The 19,612-nt window shown below is 42.1% G+C and carries 18 protein-coding genes; 11 read left to right on the plus strand and 7 right to left on the minus strand.

All coding sequences use genetic code 11. The features are described from left to right. Positions 1 to 981, plus strand: coding sequence for a type IX secretion system ring subunit PorN/GldN (gene porN / locus CLV57_RS14620; RefSeq protein WP_100342861.1), 981 nt, complete (start codon positions 1 to 3; stop codon positions 979 to 981). A gap of 128 nt (positions 982 to 1,109) precedes the next feature. Here porN and uvrC read toward each other — a convergent pair whose 3' ends face one another. Genes uvrC through porW form a run of 3 tightly spaced genes read right to left on the minus strand, consistent with a single transcriptional unit; the run spans position 1,110 to position 8,206 of the window. Continuing rightward, positions 1,110 to 2,915, minus strand: a complete 1,806-nt coding sequence (uvrC, locus tag CLV57_RS14625; RefSeq protein WP_100342125.1) for an excinuclease ABC subunit UvrC — start codon at positions 2,913 to 2,915, stop codon at positions 1,110 to 1,112. Between the two features lie 7 nt (positions 2,916 to 2,922). Continuing rightward, the gene (locus CLV57_RS14630; RefSeq protein ID WP_100342126.1) at positions 2,923 to 5,181 is read right to left on the minus strand and encodes a transglycosylase domain-containing protein; all 2,259 of its coding nucleotides are present in this window, start codon (positions 5,179 to 5,181) and stop codon (positions 2,923 to 2,925) included. Beyond that, a complete protein-coding gene (gene porW / locus CLV57_RS14635) occupies positions 5,165 to 8,206 on the minus strand; it encodes a type IX secretion system periplasmic lipoprotein PorW/SprE (protein ID WP_100342127.1) in 3,042 nt (1,013 codons plus the stop codon). Before porW ends, CLV57_RS14630 begins: the two co-directional genes overlap by 17 nt. Positions 8,207 to 8,252: 46 nt before the next feature. Between porW and CLV57_RS14640 the strand changes: the two genes are divergently transcribed. The 8 genes from CLV57_RS14640 (at position 8,253) to atpG (ending at position 14,170) form a co-directional block, all read left to right on the plus strand. After that, on the plus strand, positions 8,253 to 8,468 hold the full coding sequence (locus CLV57_RS14640; protein ID WP_100342128.1) for an AtpZ/AtpI family protein: 216 nt from the start codon (positions 8,253 to 8,255) through the stop codon (positions 8,466 to 8,468). Continuing rightward, complete coding sequence (locus CLV57_RS14645) at positions 8,465 to 8,845, plus strand: hypothetical protein (RefSeq protein ID WP_100342129.1); 381 nt, start codon at positions 8,465 to 8,467, stop codon at positions 8,843 to 8,845. The genes CLV57_RS14640 and CLV57_RS14645 overlap by 4 nt, the downstream gene beginning before the upstream one ends. Before the next feature lie 32 nt (positions 8,846 to 8,877). Then, entirely contained in the window at positions 8,878 to 9,996 is a 1,119-nt protein-coding gene (gene atpB / locus CLV57_RS14650; protein WP_317044591.1) for a F0F1 ATP synthase subunit A, read from the plus strand. Positions 9,997 to 10,043: 47 nt separating this feature from the next. Then, positions 10,044 to 10,250, plus strand: coding sequence for an ATP synthase F0 subunit C (gene atpE, locus CLV57_RS14655; protein ID WP_100342131.1), 207 nt, complete (start codon positions 10,044 to 10,046; stop codon positions 10,248 to 10,250). A gap of 84 nt (positions 10,251 to 10,334) precedes the next feature. Continuing rightward, positions 10,335 to 10,841: a F0F1 ATP synthase subunit B gene (gene atpF, locus CLV57_RS14660; protein WP_100342132.1), complete on the plus strand. Its 507-nt coding sequence runs from the start codon at positions 10,335 to 10,337 to the stop codon at positions 10,839 to 10,841. 144 nt (positions 10,842 to 10,985) lie between these two features. Then, the gene (gene atpH, locus CLV57_RS14665) at positions 10,986 to 11,531 is read left to right on the plus strand and encodes an ATP synthase F1 subunit delta (RefSeq protein WP_100342862.1); all 546 of its coding nucleotides are present in this window, start codon (positions 10,986 to 10,988) and stop codon (positions 11,529 to 11,531) included. 36 nt (positions 11,532 to 11,567) lie between these two features. Next, positions 11,568 to 13,142, plus strand: a complete 1,575-nt coding sequence (gene atpA, locus CLV57_RS14670; RefSeq protein ID WP_100342133.1) for a F0F1 ATP synthase subunit alpha — start codon at positions 11,568 to 11,570, stop codon at positions 13,140 to 13,142. Positions 13,143 to 13,267: 125 nt separating this feature from the next. Further along, positions 13,268 to 14,170, plus strand: a complete 903-nt coding sequence (gene atpG / locus CLV57_RS14675; RefSeq protein ID WP_100342134.1) for an ATP synthase F1 subunit gamma — start codon at positions 13,268 to 13,270, stop codon at positions 14,168 to 14,170. Positions 14,171 to 14,287: 117 nt separating this feature from the next. On the opposite strand, the gene CLV57_RS14680 is transcribed toward atpG, so the two are convergent. Both CLV57_RS14680 and CLV57_RS14685 read right to left on the minus strand, forming a co-directional pair. Then, on the minus strand, positions 14,288 to 16,243 hold the full coding sequence (locus CLV57_RS14680) for a M56 family metallopeptidase (protein WP_100342135.1): 1,956 nt from the start codon (positions 16,241 to 16,243) through the stop codon (positions 14,288 to 14,290). Between the two features lie 22 nt (positions 16,244 to 16,265). Next, positions 16,266 to 16,658, minus strand: coding sequence for a BlaI/MecI/CopY family transcriptional regulator (locus tag CLV57_RS14685; RefSeq protein ID WP_100342136.1), 393 nt, complete (start codon positions 16,656 to 16,658; stop codon positions 16,266 to 16,268). Between the two features lie 335 nt (positions 16,659 to 16,993). On the opposite strand from CLV57_RS14685, the gene CLV57_RS14690 reads away from it, so the two are divergent. After that, a complete protein-coding gene (locus CLV57_RS14690) occupies positions 16,994 to 17,875 on the plus strand; it encodes a cupin-like domain-containing protein (RefSeq protein ID WP_100342137.1) in 882 nt (293 codons plus the stop codon). A gap of 6 nt (positions 17,876 to 17,881) precedes the next feature. Here the strand turns inward: CLV57_RS14690 and CLV57_RS18515 are convergent, their stop codons facing one another. Together CLV57_RS18515 and CLV57_RS14695 are read right to left on the minus strand one after the other, a co-directional pair. Further along, positions 17,882 to 18,133 (minus strand): hypothetical protein, encoded by a 252-nt coding sequence (locus CLV57_RS18515; protein ID WP_169927089.1) that lies wholly within the window; start codon positions 18,131 to 18,133, stop codon positions 17,882 to 17,884. Between the two features lie 27 nt (positions 18,134 to 18,160). Next, on the minus strand, positions 18,161 to 18,577 hold the full coding sequence (locus tag CLV57_RS14695; protein ID WP_100342138.1) for a YybH family protein: 417 nt from the start codon (positions 18,575 to 18,577) through the stop codon (positions 18,161 to 18,163). A 155-nt stretch (positions 18,578 to 18,732) separates the two neighbouring features. Here CLV57_RS14695 and CLV57_RS14700 point away from each other — a divergent pair, with 155 nt between their 5' ends. Beyond that, positions 18,733 to 19,611, plus strand: a complete 879-nt coding sequence (locus CLV57_RS14700) for a carbohydrate kinase family protein (protein ID WP_100342139.1) — start codon at positions 18,733 to 18,735, stop codon at positions 19,609 to 19,611. The last annotated feature ends 1 nt before the right edge of the window (position 19,612 follow it).

Raw genomic sequence — 19,612 nt, forward strand, 5'->3', positions numbered from 1 at the left:
ATGAGAAAGAGATTATTAATTGGCGTATTATGTTTGGCTTGCGCAACATCGTTTGCCCAAACAAAACGTAAAACAACAAAGGCTGCTCCGAAAAAGAGCACCCCTACCCGTGTGGCATCAAAGCGCGATGCTACCGTTGCACCAATTGACACTACACCTAAAGTTACCGTTGCACCGGTAACTGCGGAGCCGCCAAAGCCTTTTGAAAGGCCGCTTGATGGTTACTATAAAAAAGAAAGCTTTACCAAAGCACGCGCTACCCCTTACGCCAACGTACGAGAATCTGACGTTGCATTTTCAAAGCGCGTATGGCGCGAAATTGATGTGCGCGAGAAGATGAACCAGTACCTGGCTTCGCCTAAGGCACGCCTTATTGAGGTGTTGATGGATGCCATTAAAGCAGGTGAATTAACCGCCTACTCTCCTGTTCCTACTAAGGATGATCCCAACGGCGACAGCTTTGCAACGCCACTTACGCCAGACAAAGCTATGTCTACTATGGCTGATAGCGTGATGGTAGAAAAACGCGACCGTGATGGTAACATCATCAGTTCGGGCATGACAGCAGGCGAATTTAATCCTGACAGCGTTGTACGTTTCAGAATTAAAGAGGACTGGATATTTGACAAACAACGCGGTATTTGGGAGCCACGTATTATTGGTTTAGCGCCAATGATCAAAGAGAAGGTTCCCGGAGCTACGGTTGCCGGCTTAGATTTTCAACCTGCTTTTTGGGTATACTTCCCTGCCGCACGCCACATATTAGCTACTAAAGAAGCGTTTAACCGTAATAACGATGCAACCAGCCTGAGCTTTGATGATATGTTTATGAAACGCATATTTACCAGCGTAATTGTAAAAGTATCAAACGATCGCGACGAGCGTATCAAAGATTACGCGCAAGGAGTTGACCGCCTGTACGAAGCAGAACGCATTAAAAAAGAGCTGATGGAGTGGGAACTTAACTTGTGGCAATATTAGGGTTAGTCATTGGTCATTAGTCAATAGTCATTGACTGAAATATAAAAAAAAGCGATAGGTAACCTGTCGCTTTTTTTGTATTGAATAAGTTTCTGCCACACCCATGACCAATGACCAATGACCAATGACTAATGACCCTCTTCACCAAAGTAACCCACTATAGCTTTCGCCTGTTTCAGGTTAACTACTTCGAGTAAAGCTGCTTCATCAGCCTCGCGGATCTTTTTAACCGATTTAAAGTATTTTAATAGCTTCTCGGCGGTGGTTTTGCCTATCCCTTCTATCAGTTCCAGTTCGGTGGCTAAAGTGCCTTTATCGCGTTTTTTACGGTGGAAGGTGATACCGAAACGGTGAGCCTCATCACGCAATTGCTGAATGATCTTTAAGGTCTCTGATTTTTTATCAAGGTACAGCGGATACTGGTCTCCGGGATAATACAATTCTTCCAAACGCTTGGCAATACCTATCACCGTTACCTGCTTATCTATACCTAACAGCTTTAAACTTTTCAAAGCAGCAGATAGTTGGCCCTTGCCACCATCAATTACAATGAGCTGAGGTAAGCCCGTATCTTCATCTAAAACGCGGCGGTATCGGCGTAAAACGGCCTCCTCCATAGTGGCAAAGTCATTAGGGCCTTCAACGGTTTTTACGTTAAAATGCCGGTAATCTTTTTTAGATGGTTTAGCATCCCTAAACACCACAATGGCTGATACCGGGTATTTACCCTGAAAATTAGAGTTATCAAAACACTCTATATGCCGCGGCAACTGGTTCATGCGCAGGTCCTTCATCATCTGCGTAAGCAGGCGTTCTGTACGTACCTCAGGATTAAGCTTCTCATATTGGTCTATCTTTTCCTTTTTAAAGAACTGGACGTTTTTTTGGGAAAGCTCCAGGAGTTTCTTCTTCTCTCCCAGTTTGGGTACCGTAAACTTAAGTCCGCTATCTTCCACATTGATGTCAAATGGAACGATGATCTCTTTAGACGTACTGTTATATCGGCTCCTGAACTCACTTATGGCCAGCTCCAGCAGTTCCTCATCAGTTTCATCCAGGCGCTTTTTTAACTCAATGGTTTGCGTTTGGATGATGGTACCATGCATCACTTTCAAATAGTTAACAAAGGCATATTTCTCTTCGCTTGCAATACTGAAAACGTCCACCTCTGTAATAGACGAGTTAACCACCGTTGATTTACTTTGGTAATTCTCCAACAGGTCAAACTTGCGCTTAAGGCGATGGGCATGCTCATAGTTCATGTTAGCTATGGCATCGTCCATTTCGGCTTTCATGGTGCGCAGCACAGCGCCTATTTTACCATTGAGTATATTGGTTATTTCCTCAATGTTACTGTTATAGTCGTCTTCTGTCTGATAGTTCTGGCAAGGGCCCTTGCAGTTGCCTAACTGGTATTCCAGGCACACCTTGAACTTACCCGCATCAATATTAGGCCGGGTTAAAGCAAGGTTACAGGTACGCAGCGGGTAGGTATCTTTTATCAGGCTTAATATAGCATGCATCATGCTTACCGATGCGTAGGGTCCAAGGTATTTTGAACCATCCTTTACAATGCGGCGTGTCCAGAAAATACGCGGAAAGTTCTCATTTTTTATTATGATCCACGGATAGGTTTTATCATCCTTGAGCAAAACATTGTAGCGCGGCTGATGCTTCTTGATCAGGCTGTTCTCTAACAGCCAGGCATCCACCTCTGTATCAACAATGGTAAAGGTAATATTGCGTATACGCGATACCAGTACACGTGTTTTGGCATTAACGTTAAGATCTTTGTTAAAATAAGAGCCAACGCGGTTGCGCAGGTCTTTAGCCTTACCTATATAAATAAGTTCGTTCTCGGCATTCCAGTACTGGTAAACCCCTGGTTTGTGCGGTATTTTTTTTAATGCTTCTTTATAATCAAACTGACTCATTACGTTCTTAAAATCCCAGCTTCTCCTCTACCTCACCAACACCCTGCGATTGCTGGGCATAAGCATCGCAATTTAGTTCTATAGTCACCTCGCCGCTTTTTGGTAGTGCAAAGTCCTCGGTTTTAGTGTAGCCCAAACTTGCGTTACCATAAACTTTCTGCATATAATAGGCAAACACCGGCAAGGCAGATGCTGCCCCCTGACCAACATTGGTGTTCCGGATGGCGAAATCGCGGTTCTCACAGCCTGTCCAAACGCCGGTTACCAGGCGAGGAGTAATGCCAATGAACCAACCATCGGCATTGCCTTGTGTGGTACCCGTTTTACCGCCAACTACGGCGTTGAGCTTATACTTATAATTTAATCTGCTACCTGTGCCCTTTGTAATAACGCCTTTCAACATATCGGTCATGGCATAAGCTGTCTGGTCATTTATAACCTGTTGCTTTTTAGGTGTATGCGTGTACAAAACAGTACCGTTCTTATCTTCTATACGTAATAAGAAGGTAGGCTCTGTCCATACACCTTGGTTTACAAATGCCGAATAGGCTCCTGTCATGTCATAAACCGATGCATCGAATACCCCCAAGGCAATGGAAGGGTAGGCAGGAACATTTGAGGTTATGCCCATCTTTTTGATCAATTCGGCAACGGGCATAGCTCCAACCTGGTTCATAACCCAGGCGGTAACGTAGTTTTGAGAATAAGCCAGCGCCTGCTTTAATGTTATACGCCCCGGTAAGGTTGACTTAGGATCTGATCTTGGCGTCCAGTCGCCGATGGTTACCGGAACATTATCAACACCGGTACATGGCGATATGCCCTGGTCAATAGCTGCCGCGTAAGTAAACGGTTTAGCTGTTGAGCCAACCTGACGTTTACCCTGATACACCTGGTCGTATTCTGTTTGCTGAAAATTAATACCTCCCACCCAGGCTTTGATGTAGCCGGTTGTAGGGTCCATGCTCATCATGGAATTCCATATCAGCATTTTGGTGTAAACAACAGAGTCAATAGGCTTCATCAACGTATCTACCCTCCCGTGCCATGTAAACACGTTTACGGTATCAACCGTGTTAAAATCGTGTATGATTTCATCCTCGCTTTTCCCTTGCGACACCAGGTCCTCCCAACGTTTAGATCGCCTCATGCCTGCATTAACAATACGATCATAGTTGTTGATAGATTTTTTAAGATTTATACCTTTCCATTGTTTGTTAAAAGTATTTTGGAACGCAGCCATGTGTTGTCGTTGTGCTTCTTCTGCATACTCCTGCATGGTGGCATCAATAGTGGTATAAATTTTCAAGCCGTCACGGTTCAGGTCATACGGCGTACCATCGCTTTTGGTAACGTTGTTATCTGCCAGTATTTTCTTTACAGCATCTTTCAGCTCTTTTCTGAAATAAGGAGCAAGGCCCTGTTTATCGCTGATAGGATGAAAATTAAGTCCGAGCGGCTTTGCCTGATACTCTTTTACCTGACCTTCGGTAAGCGCTTTCTCATCCATATCCGCCATTCTGGCTAACACAAAATTGCGCCTGTTCAAAGCGTTTTCAGGGCGGTTTACCGGTGAGTAAAGCGAAGGGCCTTTCAATACGCCCACCAAAACGGCGGCCTGATCGGGTGTTAATTTATCAGCCGTTGTGTTGAAAAATGTACCCGCTGCTGCGCTTATACCGTAGCTACCACTACCATAATAAACCGTATTGAGGTACATGGTAATTATCTCCTGCTTGGTATAGTGTTTCTCTAAACGTACGGCAATTATCTGTTCTTTGAGCTTTTGTATACCACGGGCAATTACACCTTTTGCCCTCGCTTCTTCAGAGAACTGGTTAAGCGCCAACTGCTGGGTAATGGTACTTGCCCCCTGACGCTTGCCTATTATGTTATAAAAAATAATGCTGAATGAACGCCAGAAGTCAATGCCCGAGTGTTCCATAAAATGGTTATCCTCAGTTGCTATTAAAGCGTTGATAACATTAGGCGAAATTTGATCGTACGGAACAGCAGTTCTGTTCTCTTCAACATAATAGCGCCCAAAAACCTTGCCATCAGCAGATAGTATCTCAGACGCAACGTTGCTCTTTGGATTTTCCAGATCGCGCAGCGAAGGCAGCGGACCAAATAAGCCCAGCGCTGTACTGCCTATCAACAAAACAACTATCACAAAACCGGTGATAACTGTTTTCCAGATGTAGCCGTTATATCTTTTTATATCCTGTTGGGTAAGGGTATCTTCTTTTTTAAAAGGTCTGTTCATAGTAGTTAACGTAACTATCTAATAAATTCTTGTCGGCTAATTTATTCAGATTTTCCTGTGTTATGATAAAAAAGCTGTATTTATCTTTTGCCACCTTCATAATCTCAGGCAGCAAAGGAGTTATGGCCCGGGCATAAGCCTTTGCTGCAGCCTGACTGTTAAAGGGCCCAACAAATATTAACTGATTATTTGGCCCGGCGAACTTTAAACGGTGAACAATACTGTTTAGTTTGTACGTTCCGCGGTTAAATTGTCCGATGCCAAATCGTGAGGAAGATAGATCCTGAGTGCCTGTGCTAACATTAATAACATAGAAATAGTGGGTGCTATCGCGTTCGTTAAACAGGTTAGATACAAATTTGGGTTTAGTCGGTACAACAGTGGCCATAGTATCTTTCTTGACCTGAGGTGACGTTGCCGTAACCGCACTATCGGCTTTTGGCTGTGCCGCGATCACAGGCTGCGTAAATACCGGTTTAGCAATTGTAACAACAGTATCCTTTTTAATTATTTCAGGCTGAACAGCAGGCGGCGTTACCGGCTTCTGAGCAATAGCTGTTGAATCTTTTTTTACCGCGGCTGGTTGGTTTGGCTTCTGCGCCGGCAAGGTTGCAGGCGTTTTGATTGCAGGCGGAGGCACTACCGGCTTTTGTGCAAGCGGATCAATACGTGTTTGCTGCACAACAGGCGCCACACGGTTACGGTTAAATGGTGTTTCCTTTTTATTTGCGATGGGCGATGAAAAAATGATCTCGTCAACATCGTCGTTAGTAAGCACAACCGGCATGGCTGCCAATGTTAAACGGTTGGCATTGATATAGTCCATATGCTGCTGTGCCAACGGGGTTATTAACTTGTCTTGCGGATATGTTTTTATAATATCCTGTAGCGAAGTTTCAAAAGGTGCCAGTTGCTGCCGATGACCAGCGGCTATGGTTCGCAAATATTTTATTTGCGGGGCCAGCGGATGTTCAGCAAAGAGCGGCTGCAGGCTGTCAATTTTAGTTATAACCTCAGCAAATTTTTTACGCTGATACAAATTGAACAAACTGTTATAAACGGTCTTTAGCTGCGTGTCTTTATCATTCACCTTATCAGCATAGTTAGGGTCCAGAATAACTTTCGCAAATATAGATTGCGGATAAGCCGCCAGTAAGCGGTTCTTGTATTGATCAGATAATTGTTTGTTGCTATCAAAATACATACGATAGAGGTCGTAATAAACCTCGGCGTTGTTAGGGTTATCCGGGTAACGGTTGATCAATAGTACATAATTGGCAATGGCTTCGTTTTTATCATCCAGAATATCCCTGTAAAAATTGGCCATCTCCAGATAAGCTGAATACACACGCTGATTAGATTGAATCAACTGATCGGCAGTGAGCGGCAAATTCTGCATAATATTTTGGCGGTATGCAGCCACAGGGGCGGTCATATCATTTTTAGGCAGGTTGGCTGCTAACGCATCAGGGTCGCCTGCTATGGCTGTAGTTGTGCTATTAGCCGGAACCGTAGCCGCCCGCTGACTAACGCGCCAGTTGTCTTCCAGCTTACGGTTGCCCCATTTCACTTTAAAATCATTATACCCCTTGCTTACCGCGGCACTATTATAAAAGTAAAAAGTGCTGCCGGTACTTGCCGTTACATTATCCGGGGGAATTTGCGCCGCATTTCCTGTTAGTGCGTTAGCTTGTACTGTGTTATTTAAATTTTGCCCCCGCTGTATCTCGTTGCTCACCATTGCATCTATTTTAGCTGCGCGGGTATCTTCATCCAGTTTGGCCAGCATTTGCAGGGTGTCTTCAAATGATATGATCTTTAACTTATCAACCAGCAACTGCAAGTTATTGCTCTTGAGCTTTATTTGTTTGTACCCCGGATACAAGGGCGATAAATTAGCTACCACACTATCGTAATAGTTTTTGGCAGTGATGTAATCGCCTCTTTCCTTAAAGTTGATATCAGCAATGGCCAGGTAGGACAAACCTTTTTGATTTTGATTTTTTGTACTGCTTTTTACCGACAGGTTGTAATACTTAATTGCGTTGGGCAAATCATGAGCACGGTGATATAAGTCGGCCACATGGTAATAGATCTGGTCTTTAAAATCGGCGTTGCTATTATTTTTAAGCAAGCTCAATAATAATCCTATCCTATCCAGCTTAACACCATCGTGCATATCCTGAATGCGTATTCGGTTCAAACTGGCGTTAAAAGCCATTTCAAAGGGCGCATTGCTTTTTACTATCCGGGTATAGTTAGCAATAGCATCTGCATTTTTATTATTCAGCTCCTGCAGCTGGCCTAATATATATATCCAGCGTAGCTTTAGCTGCTTTTGTTTAACTGTGGCAATGGCTTGTTTGGCCATTTCTTCGGCATGCTCGTACTCCTGTGTATTTATATCATATTGTAATTGGGCGGCGTAAACCTCGGCAGGGTTAAGTTTTTTGGGGTAGAGGTTATGCATGGCGCTATCTAAAGCCACAGCTGCCTCTTCATTATAATGCTGGTAAAGCAGCGCGCGCGCTTTCCAGGTAAAGGCCTGCTGTTTAAGGTCAGCCCGTGCCGGGAACGACCGGATAACATAATTAAAAAACTCAACCGCGTTAAAATAGCTTCCGGCTAAATAATTGGCCTTACCTATTACCAGGTAGGCATCGCCAAGGTATTTACTCTGCTCTTTCTCATTAATAATTTTGTTGGCCTTAATTATAACATCGTCAATGTCCTTATCTACGGCATCGCTATGCGCAATGGTATCGGGGTAAACAGCGAGGATTTGCTGATAGTCGTCAACAAAACCCGCGGCATAGTCGGCCTGTTTTTGATTCAGCAGTTCGTTAGCATTGAACAACAGGTTATAATGGGCGGTAATATTTTGCAATACCCTGTTAAAGCCGGTCTTTTTTTGGAGCGTACAGCCTGCTATTGCAAGTACGAGTATGATAAGACAGAAGGCAAACCGCTTATTTATAGTAATTTTATGTATTCTCCTCAAAGTATCAGCCCTGTTTAAAAGCATGGCTAATTTACTAAATAGTATATAACAGGATTTAATAAATTTGCGGATGCCTGAAAATGAACAAAACGACAAACCTGTAAACAATTATATAAAGTATAGCGCGCTGGGCTTTCAAATGATAGCTATTATAGGTGTGTTCACGTTTGTTGGTTATAAAATTGATGAATCTGCCCATCACGATACCAAGTGGGTTACGGCTATGCTATCGCTTATTGGTGTTTTTGCTTCCCTTTATGTTGTTATCAGATCTGTAAAAAATTGAAACCGCTTATTCTACCCTTCCTGATATTTACCGCGCTGCTGGCCGCACCACCTTTGTTGTTAATGCAAGCCGGCAGAGCCGATCTGTTAATCGCTAATTTTTGGCTTTGGTTTGCCGTATTAACCGGACTTACATTTATTGCCGTAGCATCAATAGTTATTGGCGGCCGCATAAGCGCCGAAAATTATGCCCAGATTTTCCTTGCCGCAACGGTTGTTAAGCTACTTTTATGCCTCAGTTTTGTTGTAGTGCATTTATTGAAACATCAGGAAAATAAACTGGTTTTTGCCTCCAATTTCTTTTACTTATATTTCTTAAATACAGCCTTTGAAGTTTATGTTTTGTTGCGTAACTTGCGGCACCAAAAATTAAAGTAAAAAACTTTATTTAGATGTATTTAAGCCACGTTTTGAATTTAAAAAAAATAGCCTCAGGCTTCATTTTAGGCGTTTTTCTTTTCTTTTCTACCTTTAAAACTTTCGCCGCACAGCATGAAAATGGTGTTGAAACCACTGAACATGCAACAGAAGAACATGCCGAAAATCACGGTGAACATGCAGAGGAAGGACCCTACAACCCAACCACGGCTATTTTAGAGCACATTGGCGATTCGCATATGTGGCATGTTATTGGTGATATATCATTAGGCCTGCCTGTTATTATCTATACTGATAAAGGAACCGAGTTTTTCTCGTCAAGCAAATTCAATCATGGCCATGATGCCTACCAGGGTAAATATTACACCTATAAACTGGTTGAAGACAATATTAGAGTTGTTGACGCTGCAGGAAACGTAGACAAAGCAACTTCTTACAAAATATACGATCTATCTATCACCAAAAACGTGGTAGCTTTATGGATAGCGGTAGCATTGCTGCTTATTATCTTTACCAGCGTAGCATCTGCATACAAAAAACGCGTTGGCAAAGCGCCAAAAGGTTTACAATCATTCATTGAACCTATTATTGTTTTTGTTCGTGATGAAATTGCCCGCCCTAACATTGGTTACCGTTACCAGCGTTATATGCCTATTTTGTTAACCATATTTTTCTTTATCTGGATAAACAACCTTTTAGGCCTTGTTCCTTTGTTCCCGGGTGGTGCTAACGTAACCGGTAACATCCTGTTAACGTTTGTATTATCATTCATCGTATTATTAGTAGTTAACTTCAGCGCTAATAAATACTACTGGAAACACATTTTATTACCTGATGTACCATGGTGGTTATACCCTATCATGATCCCTGTTGAGTTAATAGGCGTAATATCCAAGCCTTTCGCTTTGATGATACGTTTGTACGCTAACATCTCTGCAGGCCATATCATTGTATTGAGCTTAATATCATTGATATTTATATTCAAAACAATGTTTATTGCACCGGTATCTGTAGCGTTTGTACTGTTTATGGATGTACTTGAGCTATTGGTTGCATTTTTACAGGCTTTTATCTTTACCATGCTTACCGCTTTATTTATCGGTACTGCTGTTGAGGAGCATCACCACGGAGCTGAAGAAGCCCACCACTAATTTTTGAAAACAACTATAATTTATATTTAACTTTTAATTTTAACAAAATGACTGGAAGTATTGCTGCATTAGGTGCAGGTTTAGCAGTTATCGGTGCCGGTATCGGTATCGGTCAGGTAGGTGGTAAAGCCATGGAAGGTATATCTCGCCAACCAGAAGCTGCTTCAAAAATCCAAACTGCAATGATCATCGCTGCGGCCCTTGTAGAAGGTGTTGCATTATTTGGTGTGGTAGTTGCATTGTTGGGCAAATAATTAGCCCAAAAACAAAATAAAGCTTGCAGCGATTGGCTGCAAGCTTTAAAAAATTAAAAGAACAACGATTTTTTATAAGCAATAATGGAAGAATTATTTGACGGTTTATTAAATGACCACTTAGGCTTTGTAGTTTGGGCCTTAGTAGCTTTTGTAATATTATTGGTTTTATTAGGTAAGTTTGCCTGGAAACCAATTATGGGCGCTATTGACGCGCGCGAGCGTTCAATTGAAGACGCGTTATTAAGAGCTGAGGCTGCCAAAGAAGAAATGAGCCGCCTTACTAACGAAAACGAGTCGTTATTAAAACAAGCACGTGCCGAGCGCGACCAGATCTTAGCTGAAGCTAAGAAAGTTAAAGAACAAATTATAAGCGAAGCCAAAGATGCTGCACACAAAGAAGGTGCGCGCCAAATTGAATTAGCACGTGTTGAAATAAACAACCAGAAAGCTATTGCAATGGCCGATGTTAAAAATCAGGTTGCTGCGCTTTCAATTCAAATTGCTGAGAAAATATTGCAGGAGCAATTAAAAGATCAGCAAAAACAAGACGAACTGGTAGGCCAGTTATTAAAGGAAGTTAAGTTATAATTTAGATGTGAGATATGAGATGTGAGTATTTAGATAAATACTTGCATTTTATAGAGATACAGATAAACCGAGATTGATTTTTAGAATTTGATGGCTTTATCGTCTCAAATCTTAAATCTCAAATCTCAAATCTCAACCAAAAATATGTCAGAACTAACGGTAGCATCCAGATATGCCAAATCATTAATTGATCTTTCAGAGGAGCAAAACCTTTTGGAAGTGGTTAATGGCGACATGGGTTTCTTTGTGAAAACCTTAAAAGAGAATGCTCAGCTTAAAGCTGTTTTGAGCAATCCTATCATATCTCATTCAAAAAAACTTAATATTTTGACCGATGTATTCGGTTCAAAAGTAAATGCCCTGTCAATCGGGTTTTTTAAGTTAATGGTTAGCAAAGGCCGCGGACAGGTTATATATGCAACAGCAAAACAGTTTATTGAACTGTATAACGTTAAAAAGCATATTACCAAAGCAACCGTTGTATCTGCTACTCCATTGTCTGATGCTAATAAACAACAGCTTTTGGCTGAGGTTAAAGCCGCTGTAGGTGGCGAAATTACCCTTGTAGCTAAGGTTGACCCATCTTTGATAGGTGGTTTTGTACTAACCATTGGAGACAAGCAACTGGATACCAGCGTACAAGGGAGCCTTAATAAATTGAAAAAGAATTTTGCCACAGCGGCAGTTTAATAAATAACAGCAAACAACTCTAAATAAAATTAAAAAATGGTAGAGGTAAGACCAGATGAAGTTTCAGCGATTTTGCGTCAGCAATTAGCTGGATTCAAGTCAGAATCTGAATTAGAAGAAGTGGGTACCGTATTGCAGGTAGGCGACGGTATTGCACGCGTTTATGGTTTAAGCAAAGTTCAATCAGGTGAGCTGGTTGAATTTGACAATGGCCTGCAAGGTATTGTATTGAACCTTGAAGAAGATAACGTTGGTGTGGTACTTTTGGGTTCCAGCGACGAGATCAGAGAAGGCGACACCGTTAAACGTACTAACAAGATCGCCTCTATCAACGTAGGCGAAGGTATGCTTGGCCGTGTTGTTAACACATTAGGTGAGCCTATTGATGGTAAAGGACCAATTTTGGGCCAAACTTACGAGATGCCTTTGGAGCGTAAAGCGCCGGGCGTTATCTACCGCCAGCCGGTTACCGAGCCTCTTCAAACAGGTATCAAAGCTATTGATGCCATGATCCCTATCGGTCGTGGTCAGCGTGAGTTGGTTATTGGCGACCGTCAAACAGGTAAAACCGCGGTTTGTATCGATACCATCATCAACCAAAAAGAATTTTATGATGCAGGTCAACCTGTAATCTGTATATATGTGGCTTGCGGTCAGAAAGCTTCTACAGTGGCTAACATCGTTCGCGCACTGGAAGAAAAAGGCGCTATGCCTTACTCTATCGTAGTTGCTGCAAACGCGTCAGACTCTGCTACCATGCAGTACTTTGCTCCTTTGGCTGGTGCAGCTATAGGTGAGTATTTCCGTGATACCGGCAGACCAGGCTTGATCGTGTATGATGACTTGTCAAAACAAGCAGTAGCTTACCGTGAAGTATCATTGTTATTACGTCGTCCACCGGGCCGTGAGGCTTATCCTGGTGACGTATTTTACCTGCACAGCCGTTTATTAGAGCGTGCCGCTAAAATCAACAGCAATGACTCTATCGCTCAGCAAATGAATGACCTTCCTGATTCAATACGTGGTATTGTTAAAGGTGGTGGTTCATTAACAGCGCTTCCAATTATTGAAACACAAGCTGGTGACGTATCAGCCTACATCCCAACCAACGTAATTTCAATTACTGATGGTCAGATCTTCCTTGAATCAAACCTGTTCAACGCGGGTGTTCGTCCGGCTATTAACGTAGGTATCTCTGTATCTCGTGTAGGTGGTAACGCGCAGATCAAATCAATGAAGAAAGTTGCCGGTACATTGAAACTTGACCAGGCTCAGTTCCGTGAGTTAGAGGCTTTCTCTAAATTCGGTTCAGATCTGGATGCTTCAACCAAAAACGTATTGGATAAAGGTGCACGTAACGTTGAGATCTTGAAACAAGGTCAGTTCTCTCCGGTATCTGTTGAGAAACAAGTAGCTATTATTTACCTGGGTACTAAAAACCTGATGCGTAGCGTACCTGTAAACAAAATACGTGAGTTTGAAGCTGAATTTACTTCGCAATTAGAGCTGCGTCACCCTGAGGTGCTTGCAGGCTTAAAAGCTGGTAAATTTGACGACTCGTTAACCAGCGTGTTGGAAAAAGTAGCGAAAGAGCTTTCAGCAAATTATTAATTAGATTTGAGATGTTAGATGTGAGTATTGAGACAGATACTCACATCTGACAAATAAAGATAAAACAGATAGAGTAGTGTTGATATGTCTCATATCTCACATCTCATATCTCACATCTCGTAAGAATGGCTAATTTAAAAGAAGTAAGAAACAGGATAGGTTCGGTTAACTCAACCCAGCAAATTACCAAAGCCATGAAAATGGTTTCGGCTGCTAAGTTGAAACGCGCCACCAATGCTATAGTTGAGCTGCGCCCCTACGCTAACAAGCTAAAGGAGTTATTAGCTAATTTATCTTCAAGCTTAGAAGATGGCGCTTCGCCATTTTTGCAGGAGCGCGAGCCCGTACGTGTTTTGATAGTAGCTATTACCTCTAACCGTGGTTTGGCCGGCGCTTTCAATACCAACGTAATGAAGGCTACTAACAACCTGATCTCGGAAAAATACAGCGAGCAGTACAAAGCAGGTAACGTTTCAATTGTAGCTATCGGTAAAAAATCGCAGGAGTATTATGAGCGTCGTAAATATAATGTTGTTGGCAACAATAACGAGGTTTACAACCACCTTAACTTCACCAGCGTTTCTGCTATTACCGAAAGCATCATGGATGGCTTTTTGAACGGTAAATATGATCGCGTGGAAATTGTATACAACCACTTCAGAAACGCGGCTGTTCAGTACCTCATCACCGAGCAATTGTTACCGGTACCAAAAGCGGAAAATAAAGAAGAAGTAAAAGCTGTTAAAGGCGAGATCAAAGCTCAGGTTGATTATATACTGGAGCCATCAAAACAAGAGATAGTTGAACAACTGATACCTAAGAATATCAAAATTCAATTATACCGCGCCGTATTAGACTCTGTAGCTTCAGAGCACGGCGCACGTATGACGGCTATGGATAAAGCAACTGAGAATGCAGGCGAACTATTGAAAGCCTTAAAACTTTCATACAACCAGGCACGCCAGGCAGCCATCACCACCGAGCTTACCGAGATTGTGAGCGGTGCGGCAGCCCTATCGGCAGAATAAAGAAATATATAATAATGAAAGGCCCGTTACTTTCGTAACGGGCCTTTTTTTTTGAGCTTATGCAACTTACCACGCTTCCTTTTTGCAGCAGGTAAAAATAGACCGCAGTAACAGAACTTATTTTGAGGACATGTTATATCTCCAGCTCATTTCACCGTTAGGCGCTGTTTTTACAAATGCGTCAAAATACTTTTTAAATATAGCGGCTGGTTGTTTTTGCCCGTTCACCACAAAACCCTCGTTACTTAACGCTAACGACAAATTGGCCAAAGCATTATCGCTTTTATCTATAATTCCATCTTTAACCATTTCTAAAATAATGCGATTTAAAATGTGGCTGTTTTCCATCTGCATAGATGCCGCGTATTTAGGATTATTGGTGTGCCTGTCAAACATCACCTTGTACTTTTTTGCAACTTCATCGGGTTGCTTCTTTCCATTTACAATAAATTCATCGCTTCCCAGTTTATAGCTAAACAGTCGCATCGAAGCTGCATCGCCTGGTATAATTCCATCTTTTACCAGTTCAAGGGCCATTTGTTCATTATAAGTACGCGGAATATGACGTAAGCCATCGTTGATGTTATTGTTCTTGTCTAAACTAAAATCATAATAGGCACGGTCCATTGAATCCCGCCTAACCAAACTTTGATATCGGTTAAAACCACCGTTCTGATTGGCAGCGGTAGTATATGTAGTTTGGGTATTAACGGTAGTTTTAACTAATTTATCTGTATCGGATGCGTTAGTTACCGTTTTAAAATTGATAACATTATAGCTATCCTGCCTTGTCTCGATCAGTGCAACTGTTTTTGCGCTGTCTGCATATCTTGTTGTAAATTTCACAGCCGAAGCAACCATACTATCAATCACTTTTCGTTGCGCTATTACCAATTTAGATTTATCGCTCACGTTGGCAGCCGTAGTTTGTTTGTATGACTCTTTTTGAGTATTCAATGGCACTTCACCTTCTGCAGGCATTACAACCTTAGCTATAGCCAGGGCGGCCTCTTTAATACGGTCCTTCCCCGCGTAGGCTGAAAACCCTATGCCGGATATAACCAGACATACAATAAGAACAGTCATCTCCAATGTATTTAAGCCATTGTTGCGCTTTTTAACCATGCGGTGTACCCGCTTTATTAATTGATTGCCTGAACCTGACATAGCCATACCATAAACCGGTTTACTGCTTCTAAAAATTTCGCAGGCTACTAAAGCATTTATATAATTAACTTTAGTAACGTTTTTTGAAATGGCAATATCATCGCAGCAATTTTCGCGTTCCGTTTTAATTAAATGTGATACCCACAACACAGCCGGATTAAAGAAAAAGATTATCTCCAGCATACTTTGCAGCAGGTTTACAAGATAGTCTCGTCTCCTTATATGTGCCAGCTCATGTAACAGCACAGCTTCAACCTCGGCAGTTGAAAGGGCGGTAAGTAAGCCGATGGGTATTAGTATAACAGGTTTAAAATGTCCTAATACCATTGGTACTTTTGCCAGTTCTGATTCCAAGATATTTACCTGTTGCGTAACACCCAGTCTGCCCGCCATTTCCCTGGTTTTCTGCACCCAATGGTTGGCTACTTGATGTATTTTTTTATGCTTTAGCCTGTGTACAGCCATCAGGCCCCAGCCTAATTGAACACATCTGACACAAATTATAATAAACCATATTAATACAATGCTTATACGATGTGTTGTTATAAAATTTTCAAAAAATGCCTGGTTGTGAGAGGAAGCGGATTCCGGCATAGATGCCTGGGTAGCCTGTCCAACATTGGCGGGTGCTGTTAGTGTAGTGTAGTTAGATTGGGCAGTAACAGGGATCTTTTCCAAACCGTTATTGAATTGCACTACAAAGGTTACAGCAATAGCCAGGGTAAACATCATGAAAGCTGCCGCTAATAAATTGTACCTGGTAACAGCGGCGGCATGGCGGGTTAACATAATAACTATTCCGGCCAAAGCGGCCAGTAACAAGCCGTAAATAAATGAATAGAGTAAGGTATTACAAAGTGCAGCAATTAGCTGATCTGTAAATAGCGAAGAGATAAGATTTGACATAGGTTATAAATTTTGATTAGTGTTATTGATCTTCCAGTTTATCCAGCAATTCTCTGATACTTTCCAAATCCTTTTTGGATGCCTTTTTACTACCCAACAGCTGCATCACCAGTTTTCCGGCGGCTCCCTGGTAAACCGCATCAACAAATTTGTTAAGCAACTGGCTCTTAGTTTCCTCCTCGGGTTCAGCCACATAGTACACATGCTTCATCTGGCTGGCGTCTCGTTTTAAAATACCCTTATCTGCCATGATCTGCATCAGCTTTAAAGTTGTGGTATAGTTAACATCCTTAGCCTTGATCAATTCATCGTTAACCGACCGTACGGTGGCGGGGCCGATCTGCCAAAGCACCTGTAATATCTCCAGTTCAGACCTGGTTGGTTCTAATTTTTTTTGTTCGTTTAACTGATCCATATCCTAAAGGTAGGAAACTTTTCGTACGAAACAATATTTATCTTATTTTTTTTTATTTCGGAACCCTGTCCCATTTGGTGGACCAAAACGGGGGATTGGATATTCAAAGTTGACTTACCTAAAAACGGTAAAACTTAAAACATTGACTAACAATACAGATACGTCCCAAACTTTTGCAATAATTGTGCATAGTCGCATAGTTATGTGGGACAACTTAGTGTGAGGAGGTAAAGTTAATATAAGGGAATTATTGAGGTAACATTACTGCTGTTACTTTGAAGCTTTGGTGAGGTTTGCCTTCTCCAATGTGTACACATAAAATCCCCCTTAATTAAATGGGCTTCCAACTTAGCGCAATTGATACTGTTGATACTATTGATGCCGCAACTTTTAAGAAAAACTATTTAGATGCGCGCCGTCCGCTTGTAATTAAAGACCTCACCCGTAACTGGCCGTCAGTAGAAAAATGGACACCTGAGTACTTAAAGCAGGTGGTTGGCAATAAGGTGGTTCCGCTGTATGACAATGCCAAAGCCGATCCATCAAAGCCGGTTAACTCAGCTGCTACCCAAATGCCCTTTGATGATTATATTGATCTGATATTATCACAACCAACCGAGCTGCGCATTTTTTTTTTCAATATATTTAAACAAGCCCCTCAATTACTGAACGACGTAACTTTACCAAAAGATTTAATGGGAGGCTTTATTGAAAGTATGCCTGCCATGTTTTTCGGCGGTTCAGATTCTGTTACCTTCCTGCATTATGACATTGATCTTTCGCATATCTTCCATACGCATTTTCACGGTCGCAAGCACGTTATTTTGTTTGAAAATAAATGGAAAGAACGCCTGTATTGCCTCCCTAATGCAACATACGCGTTAGAAGATTATGACGTAGCCAATCCTGATATTGATAAATTTCCGGCTTTGAACGGTGTTGAAGGCATAGAATTATTTTTGGAGCACGGCGACACCCTCTTTATGCCAACAGGCTGGTGGCATTGGATGAAGTATGTTGGCGGCGGTTACTCATTAAGCCTGCGCGCATGGGATAGATCATGGGCAATTAAAGCTAAAAGCCTTTACAACCTCACCATACAACGCAAGTTTGACGATGTAATGAAAACCACCTTCAAAAAACGCTACATGGATTGGAAAGAGGAACTGGCAGTTAAGCGAGCCAATAAAGCATTAGCAGAGGGAAGGCCGCTTTAGCTGGTGTTAGCATAAGAGGTTAAGTATGAGTATAATAGCGGCAATTACCATAAATCCTACGATTTTTTGCCCGGTGCTTTCAGTTAACATAGCGTAATTATCTCCGTTATCATATTTCATTTCCCATATCTCTTTAAATGAATACGTTAACCGGGTTTGATTAATTTTTGATAACATCCATCCGAGCAAAAAAAGAAAACACGCACCCACAAAGCGTATGATCTCACCCCCAAAAAAGAAATTAAATAGAAATTTCATCTAACCTTTATCTTTTAGCTTTTACCTTTAAGACGTATGATCCACCACTATCTTCCACTCACCGTCTATCTTCCTGAACCATAGGGTAAAATATCCTCCGGGCTCGTCTTTATCGCGTTTTAAGTGCCATGCTCCAAATACAAAAGCATCGGTGTCACTCAAAACCTCAACTTTCTTAATATCAAAAGACAGTATGCCCATGGCCGCCTTGTTGGGGTAACCGCGCTTGTAATTATTTAAAGTGGCTTGCCAGCCATAGGTAGGCCTGGCGCTCACAAACATCAGCGAGTCTGATTTCCAGTACCCCTGCATAAACGTTTCCAGATCGCCGCGGTTCCAGGCATCCATTTGGTTATTCATTACCTTGATTATGGCTTCCCTGCTCTGCGCACCGGCATGGAGCATAGCTATTATAAATGCTGCAAGTAGTAAAAAACGCTTCATTCAATAAATTTAACAAACATTAAGTAGCCTTGCAAACCCAAATGCTCATAACCTTAAACCAACCTTAGGCTAACAATAATTTAACATTACGGCTACAAAAAACAGCTTACCTTTGGGCTTTGAAGTAATACCCCCGTATACGTAAATAATACTGCATGAATAGATCTATACTTTGTTTTGGAGAGGTTTTGTGGGATGCCTTTGGCGATGGTAAACAACCCGGCGGCGCAACCATGAATGTGGCTTTTCATTTAATGCAGCAGGGTGCCCCTGTTTGCTTTATGAGCAGCGTTGGTAATGACAAGCCCGGTTCGGAGTTGCTGGAATTTTTGAAGGACAATTACCTGTACAATCCTTTAATACAGCGTCATAAAAACCTGCCTACGTGCCAGGTAACCGTTGAACTGGATGACAAGCAACAAGCCACTTATGTTATCCCCCAGCCAGTATCGTGGGACCAGATCCATCCCGACAAAAAACTTACGGAAAGAGCTGCGAAAGCGGCCGCTATAGTATTTGGCAGTTTGATATGCCGTAGCGATGTATCGAAAAACACGCTGCTAAATTTACTGTCTGACACCAAAGCCATGAAGGTATTTGACGTCAACCTGCGTCATCCGCATTACGATACCACCACTATTGAGACGCTGGCTGCCCACGCCGATGTTGTGAAGATGAATGAAGAGGAAGCTAATTTATTGTTGAGCAGAACAAAAGGTGATCTCAAAGATAAAATAACTGAATTCCATTCAAAATATCACGTAAACACCATTTGTGTTACACGCGGCGACAAAGGCGCTATTGTATGGCACGATCACGTTTTTTATGAACACGAAGGCTACCCTGTAAAAGTAGTTGACACCGTAGGTGCCGGCGACGCGTTTTTAGCCACCTTTGTTAAAGGCCTATTGGATAAACTACCAATGGCAGACATATTGAAACGCGCCTGTGCTGTAGGTGCATTTGTTGCGGGTAAACGCGGCGCTAATCCACGCTATGTGGAGGGTGTTGCCGAGTTGATGGAAACCTGGTAAG

Origin of the sequence: Mucilaginibacter auburnensis (assembly GCF_002797815.1) — a bacterium.
GTDB lineage: Bacteria > Bacteroidota > Bacteroidia > Sphingobacteriales > Sphingobacteriaceae > Mucilaginibacter > Mucilaginibacter auburnensis.